Origin of the sequence: Streptomyces arenae (genome assembly GCF_022343545.1) — a bacterium.
Taxonomy (GTDB): domain Bacteria; phylum Actinomycetota; class Actinomycetes; order Streptomycetales; family Streptomycetaceae; genus Streptomyces; species Streptomyces humi.
In genome coordinates, this window is the sequence record NZ_JAKQYH010000073.1 from 208,013 (window position 1) to 220,639 (window position 12,627).

Annotated in this window: 11 protein-coding genes; 4 read left to right on the top strand and 7 right to left on the bottom strand. The window is 73.1% G+C overall.

Annotated features, from left to right (window positions below):
• The first annotated feature begins 93 nt into the window (after nucleotides 1-93).
• Nucleotides 94-474, top strand: a complete 381-nt coding sequence (gene trxA / locus MB828_RS36560; protein WP_133022647.1) for a thioredoxin — start codon at nucleotides 94-96, stop codon at nucleotides 472-474.
• A gap of 154 nt (nucleotides 475-628) precedes the next feature.
• On the opposite strand, the gene MB828_RS36565 is transcribed toward trxA, so the two are convergent.
• Both MB828_RS36565 and MB828_RS36570 read right to left on the bottom strand, forming a co-directional pair.
• Nucleotides 629-2,065 carry an aldehyde dehydrogenase family protein gene (locus MB828_RS36565; RefSeq protein ID WP_301651924.1) on the bottom strand — a complete coding sequence of 479 codons (1,437 nt, stop codon included), beginning with the start codon at nucleotides 2,063-2,065 and terminating at the stop codon, nucleotides 629-631.
• A gap of 122 nt (nucleotides 2,066-2,187) precedes the next feature.
• Nucleotides 2,188-3,234 carry a LacI family DNA-binding transcriptional regulator gene (locus tag MB828_RS36570; RefSeq protein WP_301651925.1) on the bottom strand — a complete coding sequence of 349 codons (1,047 nt, stop codon included), beginning with the start codon at nucleotides 3,232-3,234 and terminating at the stop codon, nucleotides 2,188-2,190.
• A gap of 127 nt (nucleotides 3,235-3,361) precedes the next feature.
• Here MB828_RS36570 and MB828_RS36575 point away from each other — a divergent pair, with 127 nt between their 5' ends.
• Nucleotides 3,362-4,033 carry a TetR/AcrR family transcriptional regulator gene (locus MB828_RS36575; protein WP_301651926.1) on the top strand — a complete coding sequence of 224 codons (672 nt, stop codon included), beginning with the start codon at nucleotides 3,362-3,364 and terminating at the stop codon, nucleotides 4,031-4,033.
• A 4-nt stretch (nucleotides 4,034-4,037) separates the two neighbouring features.
• On the opposite strand, the gene MB828_RS36580 is transcribed toward MB828_RS36575, so the two are convergent.
• Entirely contained in the window at nucleotides 4,038-4,718 is a 681-nt protein-coding gene (locus MB828_RS36580; protein ID WP_207920510.1) for a TetR/AcrR family transcriptional regulator, read from the bottom strand.
• A 102-nt stretch (nucleotides 4,719-4,820) separates the two neighbouring features.
• Here MB828_RS36580 and MB828_RS36585 point away from each other — a divergent pair, with 102 nt between their 5' ends.
• Nucleotides 4,821-5,378, top strand: coding sequence for an NADPH-dependent FMN reductase (locus MB828_RS36585; protein WP_133022643.1), 558 nt, complete (start codon nucleotides 4,821-4,823; stop codon nucleotides 5,376-5,378).
• A 152-nt stretch (nucleotides 5,379-5,530) separates the two neighbouring features.
• Here the strand turns inward: MB828_RS36585 and MB828_RS36590 are convergent, their stop codons facing one another.
• Nucleotides 5,531-6,412 (bottom strand): LLM class F420-dependent oxidoreductase, encoded by an 882-nt coding sequence (locus tag MB828_RS36590; RefSeq protein ID WP_301651927.1) that lies wholly within the window; start codon nucleotides 6,410-6,412, stop codon nucleotides 5,531-5,533.
• Nucleotides 6,413-6,623: 211 nt separating this feature from the next.
• Here MB828_RS36590 and MB828_RS36595 point away from each other — a divergent pair, with 211 nt between their 5' ends.
• Nucleotides 6,624-7,598 carry an alpha/beta hydrolase gene (locus MB828_RS36595; RefSeq protein ID WP_301651928.1) on the top strand — a complete coding sequence of 325 codons (975 nt, stop codon included), beginning with the start codon at nucleotides 6,624-6,626 and terminating at the stop codon, nucleotides 7,596-7,598.
• Nucleotides 7,599-7,605: 7 nt separating this feature from the next.
• On the opposite strand, the gene MB828_RS36600 is transcribed toward MB828_RS36595, so the two are convergent.
• The 3 genes from MB828_RS36600 to MB828_RS36610 form a co-directional block, all read right to left on the bottom strand.
• A complete protein-coding gene (locus MB828_RS36600; RefSeq protein ID WP_301651929.1) occupies nucleotides 7,606-9,651 on the bottom strand; it encodes a TerD family protein in 2,046 nt (681 codons plus the stop codon).
• 167 nt (nucleotides 9,652-9,818) lie between these two features.
• Nucleotides 9,819-10,307, bottom strand: coding sequence for a (2Fe-2S)-binding protein (locus MB828_RS36605; RefSeq protein ID WP_301651930.1), 489 nt, complete (start codon nucleotides 10,305-10,307; stop codon nucleotides 9,819-9,821).
• Nucleotides 10,308-10,404: 97 nt separating this feature from the next.
• Nucleotides 10,405-12,486, bottom strand: a complete 2,082-nt coding sequence (locus MB828_RS36610; RefSeq protein ID WP_301651953.1) for a xanthine dehydrogenase family protein molybdopterin-binding subunit — start codon at nucleotides 12,484-12,486, stop codon at nucleotides 10,405-10,407.
• Nucleotides 12,487-12,627: the final 141 nt, after the last annotated feature.

Here is a 12,627-nt window from a genome sequence, read left to right on the forward strand (position 1 = left end):
TGGCGGGCGGAATACCCGCCCGGCCGGGCACGTTGTCGCGAGCGGTTCCGTCCCGCAGCGGGGCGCCCCCACATCAGGAAGAGGGAAGCACGCATGAGCAGCACCGTGGAGCTCACCAAGGAGAACTTCGACCAGACGGTCACCGAGAACGAGTTCGTCCTGATCGACTTCTGGGCGTCGTGGTGCGGCCCGTGCCGGATGTTCGCCCCGGTCTACGAGAAGGCCGCGCAGGCCAACCCCGACCTGGTGTTCGCGAAGGTCGACACCGAGGCGCAGCCGGAGCTGGCGCAGGCCTTCAACATCCAGTCGATCCCGACCCTGATGATCGTCCGCGACCAGGTCGCCGTGTTCGCCCAGCCGGGCGCCCTGCCGGAGGCCGCCCTCGCGGACGTCATCGGCCAGGCCCGCAAGCTGGACATGGACGAGGTCCGCAAGAGCATCGCCGCGCAGCAGGGTGCGTCCGAGGGCGAGTGAGCCGCCGGCACCGGCCGGAGGTGCAAGCCTGCGACACCAGCCGGGGTAACACTCTCTAATGGAAGTTAGAGAGTGTTAGAACAGGCCAGACGTTACGCGAGACCCTCTAACGGAAGTTAGAACTGGTCAGGCGTGACGCGTCCACTTGCGTCCACTAGAACGGGTAAGGCGCGACGTCTCCACGCACCGTCGTCCAGCGCACGTCCGTGAACGCCTCCAGATTCGAGTCGCCGCCGAACCGGGCCCCGGTACCGGAGGCGGCGACTCCACCGAAGGGGGCCACCGCCTCGTCGTTCACGGTCTGGTCGTTGATGTGGACGATGCCGGTCGGGATGCGCTCCGCGAGGTCCAGGCCGCGTGCCGTGTCGCGGGTGACGATGCCGAGGGAGAGCCCGTAGGAGCTGTCGGCCGCGAGCGCGGCGGCCTCCTCCGCGTCGGCGAAGGCGCGGACCGGCGCGACCGGCCCGAAGACCTCCTCGGCGTAGGCGGGCGTGCCGTCGTCGACACCGGCCAGCACGGTGGGCCGGTAGAAGAGCCGCTCGTGGGTACCGCCGGCCGCGAGGCGCGCGCCGCTCGCGGTGCTGGCCTCCACCAGGCCGTGGATCTTGGCGAGTTGAGCGTCGTCGATGATCGGGCCGAGGTGGACCTGCTCGCGGTGCGGGTCGCCGACGGCGAGGGAGTCGGCCTTGGCGGCGAGGCGTTCGACGTACTCCTCGACCAGCGAGCTGTGCACCAGGTGGCGTCCGGTGGTCATGCAGATCTGGCCCTGGTGGAAGAAGGACCCCCAGGCGGCCGTGGCGATCACCGCGTCGAGGTCGGCGTCCTCCAGGACGATCAGGGCGGAGTTGCCGCCGAGTTCGAGGTGGGCGCGCTTGAGGTGGCGGCCCGCCGCCTCGCCGACCGCGCGGCCGGCCGCCGTAGAGCCGGTGAAGGAGATCACCGGCACCCGCGGGTCCTCGACCAGTGCCGCGCCCACGTCGGCGCCGCCTGGCAGCACGTGCAGCAGCCCTTCCGGCAGCCCGGCCGCGGCGAACACCGCGGCGAGCGAGAGCCCGCCGCAGACGGCGGTCCGCGGATCGGGCTTCAGGACGACGCCGTTGCCGAGCGCCAGGGCGGGCGCGACGGAGCGGATGGACAGGATCAGCGGCGCGTTGAACGGCGCGATCACCCCGACCACCCCGACCGGGACCCGGCGGGTGTACGACAGGCGCGGTGCCTCGGTGGGCAGCACCTGGCCGGTCGGGCGGGAGGCGAGGGCGGCGGCCTCGTAGCACTCCTGGGCGGCGACGTGCAGTTCGAAGTCGGCCTTGCCCGGTATGGAGCCGGACTCGCGGACGATCCACTCACGCAGTTCGTCGGCGTGCTCCGTGAACAGGTCGCCCGCCCGGCGCAGGACCTGGGCGCGCACGAAGTGCGGTGCGCGGGCCCAGTCCCGGTGTGCGGCGTGGGCGGCCGCGGCGGCCGGGGCCACGTCGGCGGGCGCGGCGAGGGTGACGGCGCCGAGCGGGTCGCCGGTGGCGGGCTCGGTGACTTCGTGCTGCGCGCCGGACAGGGCGCTCTCCTGCCAGGTCTTCGGGTCGAGCAACGGCATGACGGCTCTCCGATCGATCACCGGGGTGGCGCGGCCCACGGCACCTGCGGGCCGTTTGGTTGAGCGCGCAACATCCTAGTCGGGGAGCGCGGAACCGCACCGCCCCCGACCAGGGTGACCCATCAGCTGGACTCGCGCCGCACCACCGAGGCGCCCAGCACCTTGTGCGTCTCCGGCTCGCCGCCGGAGTCACGGACCACGCGGTCGACCAGTTCGGCGAGTTCACGGCCGGACGGGAGGTCGATGTGGATCGTGGAGAGGCGGGGCCGCAGCAGCCTGCCCAGCATCAGGTCGTCGGCACCGACCACGGCTGTCTCGTCGGGGACGCGCACCCCCGCGTCCTGGAGGGCGCGCATGAGCAGCATGGCGTACTCGTCGTTGTAGGCGAACACCGCGTCGAGTCCCGACTCCCGCCATTGTGAGGCGAGTCGGGCTGCCGACTGTTCGGTGTAGCCGAGCGGCAGCCCGGTCACCGTCGCGTCGGTGCCGCGCAGGGCCTGGCGGACGCCTTCGAGCCGGGGCCGGGAGTAGGCCTCCAGGCCGGCCTCCTCGGGGACGACCACGCCGATCCGCCGCCGGCCGCGGGCGTAGAGGTGGCTGCCGGCGCAGTGCCCCACCGCGGCGTGGTCCATCAGCAACGCGTGGGCGCCGTCCACGCGTTCGGGCCCCAGGGTCACCACGGCGCGGGCGCCGGCCCGCTTGAGGACCGCGACCCCCTCGGGGCCCAGCTCCGAGCCGGGGACGAGTACCGCGACCGGCCTCAACTCGGCCCAGGCGCGGGCGGCTTCGTCGCCGCGGAGGCCCACGGTGCCGTACTGCACGACCGTGTAGTCGAGGCGGCTGAGGGCCCACTGGAGGTCGTTGACGAACTGGCCGTACAGCGGGCCCATCGGGATGGCCGGGGCGGGCATCAGGACCATCCGGCTGTGCCCGGCGCGCAGGCTGCGGGCGGCCGCGTGGGGGACGTACCCGAGTTCCTTCGCGGCCTGGTGGACCCGGCGGCGGGTGGGCTCGCTGATCCGTACGGCACTGGTGTTGTTGAGGACGTAGGAGACGGTCGCGCGGGAGACGCCGGCCAGACGGGCCACGTCGGCGCTCGTGGGGACCGCGCGCGGTGTCGGCGACGCCGCCGAGGGCGGTTTCGGTATCTGCACCATGACGTACGGCATCTTGGCAGAAGGCCGGGGAGGGGGGCCCGGCGGGGCAAGATGGTTCACCGTTGGACGAATTGGGGTGTCAGTGCCGACCCGAGGGCGCCGCCCCCGGGGTGACGAACATGTTCGTTAGGGTGAGGGCATGCCAGCGACTCCCCGCTCCCGCCGCGAGCGTCCCGCCAAACCCGCCCTGACCAGGGAGGGCATCGTGACCGCCGCCGTGCGGATCCTGCGCGCCGAGGGACTGCAGAAGGTCACCATGCGGCGGCTGGCCCAGGAGCTCGACACGGGGCCGGCCTCGCTCTACGTCTACGTCCGCGACACCGCCGAGCTGCACGCGGCGGTCCTGGACGAACTGCTCGGCACCCTGGACCCGCCGCCGGCGCAGGGCAGTTGGCGGGAGCGGCTGGAGCAGGTGCTCGTCGCCTACACCGGCATGCTGCTGGAGTATCCGAGCCTGGCCCGCTCCGCGCTGACCAGCTGGCCGAGCGGCCCGCACTACCTGGCCCTGATCGAGACCCTGCTGGGCCTGCTCGACGAGGGCGGGGTGGAGCGCGCGCGGGCCGCCTGGGGTGTCGACCTGCTCCTCCAGCGCGCCGCCGCGAGCGCCGCCGAGCACGCCGGCCGCGAGTCCCGGGCGGACTGGGACGCCCTCGGCCGGGCGCTGACCCAGGTGTCGGAGCGGACCCATCCGCACATCGCCGCCGCCTCCGGGGCGCTCCTGGCCGGCACACCCGACCAGCGCGTGTCGTGGGCGATCCAGACGCTGGTCAACGGCATCCAGCAGACCGCCGTGCCCACCACCCGCGAGTAGCCGGTCAGCGGGGCGGGTCGGTGCGGGTGACCCGGGCGACCAGGTCGGTCCAGCCGGCCTCCAGGCGCTCCATCGGCATCCCGCACTGCCTGGTCAGGTGGTGGATCTTGGCGGGGTCGAGGTAGGCGAGAAGCGAGTGGGCGAGCAGTTCGCAGTCCGCGTCCGGCTGGATCTGGCGCAGCAGCATCGCCACGTGGGTACGCAGCGCCCCGAGCGAGGGGTGCGCGTAGCGCCGCACGGGCTCGGGCTCGGCGGCCAGCCTGAGGTCGAGCTGCTCGGCCGTGCGGTAGAGCACGGCGATGCCGAACGCCCGCAGCCGCTCCACCGGCGGGGCGCCGGGACCCAGGGGCGGCGGCCCGCCGAGGAAGTCCGCCTGGAGCTGCCGCGAGGAGTGGTCGAGCAGCGCCATCAGCAGCCCGGTGCGGTCGCCGAAGCGCCGGAAGACCGTGCCCTTGCCGACCTCGGCCGCCGCGGCCACCGCCTCCATGGTGACGCCGGCCACCCCGTGCTCGGCGATCAGCCGGGCCGCGGCCTCCAGCAGCCGGGCCCGGTTGCGGGCCGCGTCGGCTCGGAGGCAGGGTTCGTCGGGGGCGGACCCGACCTCGAGCAACTCAGGGGTGTCGAAGGGCTCCTGGGGCTGTGGGAAAGGCGGCAGGACGCTGGACATGAAGACAGCGTAAAGCATCGGGAACAGAACTGGACCGCGGTCCGTTTGGGGTGTTAGAAATTAACCGGACCTCGGTCCGGATTCGTAACGGCAGTGTTTCAGCCCCTTTGGAGTTCCCCCATGTCTGTCCGCATCCTTGCGCTCGTCGGCAGCCTCCGCGCCGGTTCGCACAACCGCCAGCTCGCCGAGGCGGCCGTGAAGCTCGCTCCCGAGGGTGCCGAGGTCGAGGTCTTCGAGGGCCTCGCCGACATCCCCTTCTACAACGAGGACATCGACGTCGAGGGCAGCGTCCCGGCCCCCGCCGCGAAGCTGCGCGAGGCCGCCCAGGCCGCCGACGCGTTCCTGCTCTTCTCCCCCGAGTACAACGGCACGATCCCGGCCGTCCTCAAGAACGCCATCGACTGGCTGTCCCGCCCGTACGGCGCCAGCACCTTCGGCGGCAAGCCGGTCGCGGTCATCGGCACCGCCTACGGCCAGTTCGGCGGCGTGTGGGCCCAGGACGAGACCCGCAAGGCCGTGGGCATCGCCGGCGGCAAGGTGATCGAGGACATCAAGCTCTCCATCCCCGGCTCCGTGGTCCGCTTCGCCGAGACCCACCCGTTCGACGACGCCGAGGTCGCCGCGCAGCTCACCGAGGTCGTCGCGCGCCTGCACGGCAACGTCGGCGTGGCCGCCTGACCCATGTCCCACCCGAAGAGGGCCGGAGCCCCGCTCCGGCCCTCTTCGCATCGTCGCGCGCCACTCCGGAGCCGTCCCGCGCCGTCACGCGCCACTCCGGGGCCGCCCCGCGCCGTCACGCACCGCTCCAGGCCGTTCCGCGCCGTCCGCGCCTAGTCGATCCCGGCGAGCCGCTTGACGGCCGGCGCCGCGAAGGTCTCCATCCACCCCGAGGTCTCACCCAGCCGCGGCGCCAGGATGACGGTGTCGACGCCCAGCCCGGCGTAGCCCTCGATGTCCCGGGTGAAGGCGTCCAGGTCGCCGGTGGTGGCCGGTTCGGCGCCGTACGCGACGGTCTTGCGGATGGTGTCGTAGTCGCGTCCCACGGTGTCGCAGTGACCGCGCAGCACGTCGAGCTTGTGCCGCAGTTCCTCGGGCGAACCGGGGATCAGGTTGCAGGCGTCCGCGTACTGGGCGACCAGCCGCAGGGTCTTCTTCTCCCCGCCGCCGCCGATCATGATCTCGGGATGCGGCGAACTGACCGGCGCGGGTACGCAGCGCGTCTCGGCGAGCCGGTAGTGCCTGCCCTCGAAGGGGCCGTCGTTCTCCGGGTCCCACATCTGCAGGCAGATCCGCAGCGTCTCCTCCAGCCGCTCGAAGCGCTCCGCGAGCGGCGGGTAGGGCACGCCGAGGCCGTGGTGCTCACGGTCGTACCAGGCGGCCCCGATGCCCAGGGTGGCCCGGCCGCCGGACACCACGTCCAGGGTGGTGGCGATCTTGGCGAGCAAGCCGGGGTGCCGGTAGGTCACGCCGGTCACCAGGGCGCCGAGCCGGACGGTGGAGGTACGGCCGGCCAGGTAGCCGAGGGTGGTGTAGGCCTCCAGCATCGGGTCCTCGGCGCCGCCGTTGAACTCCATCTGGAAGTAGTGGTCCATCACCGAGACCCAGCTGACGCCCGCCGCCTCGGCCGCGGCACCGGCGGCGGCGAGTTCGGCGCCGAGGGCGGGTCCGCCGCCGGAGTGGTCGAACCGGTTGATGTGCACGCCCACGCGCATGGCCGTTCTCCGTCCGCCCGAACCGTCGTCTGCGTCGACGACGCTAGTTCCTGGAGCGCGCTCGAAGTCAAGCCGCCGCGTCCGCCGCCGGGCGCGTCCCGGGGCACCCGCCGGACGGCGGGCAGCTTCCGCCGTCCGGCGGCCCCGCCACCGGGACGGTCGCGCGGATCATGGCCGTACGAGCCGCACCGCACCGTCGCGAGGAGCCGCCATGACGTCCGTACCGCCCCCGTTCGACCCCGAACTCGCCGCCGCCCTGGAGATGATCAGGGATGTGATCTCGCCGTCGATGACCCTGGAGGACATCGCGACGATCCGGCAGGGTGACGGGATCCGGATGCTCGCCGAGGTGGACCTCACCCTGGGCGGGGCGTTCGAGGTGACGGACCGCACGGTTCCCGGGCCGGCGGGCGCCCCGGAGATCTCGCTCCTGATCTGCCGTCCGGTCGCCCCCGGGACCCCCGGTCCGCTGCCGGTGATCTACCACGTGCACGGCGGCGGGATGGTGATCGGCGACAACCGGGTGGGCGTGGACGTCCCGTTGGCCTGGGCGGACGAACTGGGCGCGGTGGTGGTGTCGGTGGAGTACCGGCTGGCGCCCGAGCATCCGCATCCCGCGCCGGTCGAGGACGTGTACGCCGGGCTCCTGTGGACGGCGGAGCACGCGCCCGAGTTCGGCGGCGACCCCGACCGGATCGTGATCGCCGGGGCGAGCGCGGGCGGCGGCCTCACCGCCGCCCTGGCGCTCCTCCTCAGGGACCGCCGGGGCCCGGCGGTGATCGGCCAGATGCTGCTGTGCCCGATGCTCGACGACCGCAACGACACACCCTCCAGCCACCAGATGAAGGGCCTCGGCGTCTGGGACCGCACGGCCAACGAGACCGGCTGGACGGCCCTCCTCGGCACCGCCCGCGGCGGCCCCGACGTCTCGCCCTACGCGGCCCCCGCCCGCGCCACCGACCTCGCGGGCCTCCCGCCCGCCTTCCTCGACGTCGGGTCCGCCGAGACCTTCCGGGACGAGACCGTCACCTACGCCTCCCGCATCTGGCAGGCCGGCGGCATCGCCGAACTCCACGTCTGGCCGGGCGGCTTCCACGGCTTCGACGGCTTCGCCCCCCAGGCCGCCCTCTCCCAGACGGCCCGAACGGCCCACACCAACTGGCTCCGCCGCCTGCTCGCCGACTGAACGAACATCAGCCGACCGACACGGGCCGGCGGGCCGGGGACCGGCGCGGGACCGCCCGGTCGAGGTGGACCACGACCGAGCCGTAGAACCGCTGAACCGCGTCGTCGACGCTGCGGATGAATCCGGTCTCGGCGTTACCCCGGCCACCGCCCATGCCCTTGAGAAGGGACAGCCGGAAGCCGGTGATCCGGGCGCCGTCCGTCTTCGGCAGCAGGTCGGCGGGCTCGGGCCGGAGCCGCTCCAGCGTGCCGCGCGGCCCGGCCGTGTCCCCCTCCACCAGCGTCTCGATGTGCAGATCGGCCGGCGCCTCCGCGAGGGACCGCACCAGCCGTTTGGCCCAGCTCAGCGGGTAGCCCTGCTCGGGGGCCGGGATCTCCATGGCGGTCCGGATCCTGCCGGTGCGCAGATCGGCGACGACCGTGAGTACCCCGGGCGTGCCCTCGATGCGCAGTTCGGCCTGGAGCCTGCCCTCGGCACACAGCTGGTCGGCGAGCAGGCCGCGGCGCTCCCGGGGGTCCCTGCCACCCTTGGCGGCCCGCACCGGGAGCACCTTCTGCCCCAGCTCACCGCCCAGCCTCAGGCAGACCTGGCGGACCAGCCGCTCCCAGCTCTCCACCACGTCGAGGGCCCGGGAGTCTCCGCGGCACAGGGTCTCGTCGTCGATGCCGTTGCGCACCGGGACCCAGGACGGACCCATGTTCTGGAATCCGTGGCAGCCGGAGTTCTCGTGCTGGAGGTAGTGCAGCAGTTCCTGGAGCAGCCAGGCGTGCGCCTTGTTGCCGACACCCTCGTGCCGGATCAGCAGCTGGGCCTGATAAGCGACTTCGGCCCAGGACAGGTGCCGTAGCGCCACCTTGTGCTTGCGGCGGCCGTCGACCTTGACATCGACGAGCGGGCTGCCTTCGAGGGCCACGTCGTTCGACAGCGTGATGACGGCCTCGTAGCCACGGCGGGCCGCGATGTCCATGTACGCCTGCACCTGGTCGGACTTCAGGCTGTTGCCGTTGGTCTTCGTCTCGACCAGCGCCGTCCACAGCTTTCCGGCCCGCTCGACGCGGACGACCCCGTCCGGACGCCTGGGCGTGTCCCCGTGCGGCAGGGAGACCTCGGTGAACGTCTCCATGCGTCCGGCCGGGGCACCGAATCCCGCGGTGAGCCGCCGGCCGAACTCCGGCACCTGGGCCATCACGGAGAGGAGGACCGAGGTGGCGCGCGTCTCGCGGTCCCGGTCGCTCTTCAGGGCCGAGACGGGAAAGAGCCGGGCCGCCCGCCAGGACTCGTTCTCCGCCAGCGACTTCCCGGCCGCCTTGGGCAGGGTGACCTTCTTCTTGGCCGTACGGGGCCGGGCCGCCGGCTGCTGCTGTACCCCTGTGTCGTCCGCGGGCGGACGGGGCGCCGGGACGCCGTCCAGGTTCGGCGCCGCCTCCTGATCGACGGACGGCGCGGGGTCGTCCGGGCCGGACGGTTCGTCGTCCGCCGGGACGCCGAGCCCACCCTGCGCCTCGGCGTCGTCGTCGATGTCCACCCCGAAGTCGGTCGCCAGTCCGGCCAGTCCGTCGGCATATCCCTGGCCGACCGCCCGGAACTTCCACTCCCCCGCCCTGCGGTAGAGCTCCCCGAAGATGACGGCGCTCACCGCGTCGGCGTCCTCGATCGTGAACCGGAGCAGTGGATCACCCGCCGCGTCGGCGAGCGTGACCGTGAGGTTCTCCAACTCGCCGAAGCGGGCGTCCCGGTACCGGCTGGCCGCCACGATCAGCCGGTCGACGTCCTGCGGTACGGCGGTCAGGTCGAAGCCGATACGGTCCTCGTCCCCCGCCTCGGTGGGCGTCTTGCCGAGCAGTTGGACGCTGCCATCGGCGGCCACCGGGTTGTTGTAGAAGTAGAAGTCGCCGTCGCCGCGCACCTTGCCGTCGTCGCCGACCATCAGAACGGAGACGTCCGCGTCACCCTCGCCGCTCGGGCTGACCCACCCGAGGCTCACGATCACCGAGCCGACGTTCTCGCTCAGGGCCGACAACGTGACGTTGGACCCCTTCACCATCTCCTGCATGAATCCCCCCAGGATCCCCACCGTTCGAGCTCGGGTAACTGTAATACGCACCGACCCCACTGGTGACTTGAGTCCAGAAACGACCGACTTTTTACGATCTCGACCTGTCGCATCGGAGACACGCCATCAGACCTGCACGTCGGACGGCTCCGTCGTCGGCCGATCGGCTATGCCTCGCCGTCTTCCGTGGCCGCGTGTGCGCCGGAAGAGGCGGCTGCCTGCTTGACGGCCTGTCTGATCCGGGCGTAGGTGCCGCAGCGGCAGACGTTCTCGATGCGGTCGATGTCGGCGTCCGTCGGATGCGGGGTGCGGGTGAGGAGGGCGGCCGCCGCCATGATCTGACCGGGCTGGCAGAAGCCGCACTGGGCCACGTCACAGTCCAGCCAGGCCTGTTGGACCGGGTGCAGGGTGTCGCCGTCGGCCAGGCCCTCGATGGTGGTGACCGCGCGGTCCGCGCAGTCGGCGACCGGGACCACGCACGGCTGGATCTCCGCGCCGTCGAGGTGGCTGGTGCAGGCGCGGCAGACGCCGACCCCGCAGCCGTACTTGGGGCCGGTGACGCCCAGCAGGTCGCGCAGCACCCAGAGCAGCGGCATGTCGGCGGGTGCCTCGACGGTGACCGGTTCGCCGTTGAGGACGAAGGAGTACGAACTCATGGGTGCCTTCTGGTGAGTTGTCGTGGGGTGTGAGTTGTGGGGCGAGTGTTGTGCAGCGTGAGTTGTGGTTGTGGGTTGGGAGTTGGGCGGCGGAGGGTCAGAAAGCGAGGGGGAAGCTGCGGGGTTTGCGGCCGGTGGCTCGGGCGTAGGCGTTGGCTACCGCGCCCGCCGCAGCGGGGACGCCGAGTTCGCCGGCCCCGCCCGGTTCCCCGCCCGACGGGAGGATGTGCGCCTCGAACTCCAGCGGCGCGTGCCGCTGGCGGGCGTAGTGGAAGTCGGCGAAGCTGCCCTCGCGCACCGCTCCCCGGTCGATGTGCAGCCCGGCCCGCAGCACGGTGGAGATGCCGTCGACCGCGGTGCCCATGAGCTGGGCCTCCAGGCCGCGCGGGTTGACGGCCGTACCGACGTCGGCGGCCATCACCATCTTCGTGACCCGGGGGTTGTCCGGATCGCTCGCGTCGATCTCGGCCAGGCAGGCGACGGCCGATCCGTACTCCTCGTGGACGGCCACGCCCTGGCCGGTTCCGGCGGGCAGGGCGCGGCCCCAGCGGCCGGCGGCGGCCACCTTGTCGAGGACGGCGCGGACCGCCTTGCCGCGCAGGGTGGCGCGGCGGAAGGCGACCGGGTCCTGCCGCAGGGCGGCCGCGACCTCGTCCACGACGATCTCCTCGGCCGTGCGCATGGTTCCGGAGTCCACCGAGCGCCAGGCGCCGAGCGGGATCGGCAGCTCGATCCCGCCGGAGTCGCCGCCCACCCGGCCGAAGTCGTACAGCCCGCTGTCGCTGGGCAGCGGGCGTACCCCGCCGGTCTGCGCGGTCAGGCCGGTCTCGTCGGCGGACTCGCCCACCGAGGCCGTCATGTGCTGGAAGGCGACCACGCGGCCGCCGGCCAGGTCGGCGCGGATCCGGTGGTGGCCGGCGGGGCGCATCCTGCCGTGCCGGATGTCGTCGTTGCGGCTCCACATCAGCTTCACGGGCCGGCGGGCCGCCTTGGAGACCAGGGCCGCCTCGACGGCCGCGTCGAAGGTGAGACGCCGCCCGAACGAGCCGCCGCCGCGCACCACATGGACCCGTACGGCGTCCGCCCGCAGCCCCAGCAGGGCGGCGACGGTGTCCCGGGCGTCCATCGGCGTCTGCGTGGAGAACCACAGCTCGGCCCGGTCGGGGCGGACGTCGGCGACCGCGGTCAGCACCTCCATCGGAGCGTGGCTGACGAAGGCGAACGCGAACTCGCCCTCGACCCGCGTCGATCCGCGCGGCGCGCTGCCGAGGCGGGGTACGGCGGCCCGCAGCCGGGCGCGGATCTCCTTGTCGGACAGGGCCACGAGCGGGCCGGGCGCCCAGGTGATCCTGAGCGCGTCCCGGGCCCGGAACGCGTGGTGGAAGGTGTCGGCGACGACCGCGACGCCACCGGGGATCCGCACGACCGCGTGCACGCCGGGCAGGGCGCGGGCGGCCGTGTCGTCGAGGGAGACGAGCCTGCCGCGCAGCGTCGGCGGCCGGGCCACCACGGTCGGTTTCGCCCCGGCCACCGCCAGGTCCCCCGTGTACTTCGCGGCTCCGGTGACGATGTCCCGGGCGTCGATCCTGGTCGTCGGCCTGCCGATCACCCGGTGCCGGGAGGCCGGCTTCGGTCTGCTCGGCACGTCCGGGGTGCGGATCCGGGCCGCGCTCGCGGTGAGCGAGCCGAAGGTCGCCGTCCGGCCGTCGCGGGCGACGACCCGGGTGTTCCAGGTGCGCAGGGTGTGCGCGGGCACCCGCCACCGGCGGGCGGCGGCCGTCACCAGGCGGGCGCGCGCGGTGGCGGCCAGCTGCCGGGCCGGGCCGTACAGCGAACTGACCGAGCTGGAACCGCCGGTGTACTGGTTGCCCGTGCGGCGGGCGTCCGCGAGCGGGATCCGCACGTCGGTGAGGCGGGCGTCGAGCTCCTCCGCGATCATCATGGCGACGGCGGTGGTGATGCCCTGTCCGACCTCGACGCGGGGCAGTCGTACGACGACCTCGTTGGCGGCGGTGACCTCCAGGACGAGCATCTCCTCGTCGGTGCCGGAGACCAGAAGACCGCCGCCGCCGGATGCCTCCGCGGCGCCGGATGCCTCGGCGGCGCCGGAGGCCGGCGGGGCGTCGCAGCCGAGCGGGGCGGCGACCGTGAGGGTGGCCGCGGCCACCGAGTAGACCATGAACCTCCGGCGGGACGGCCAGGGGGCGCCGCCCGGGGTCTCGTTGCGGTCCAAGCGAGGGCTCCTGTCGGTCGGTGCCTGTGCGGGCGCTGTGTCTCGACAGCTAGGAGGGGCGCGCGCCCGCATGGGTTGCCCGGGGGG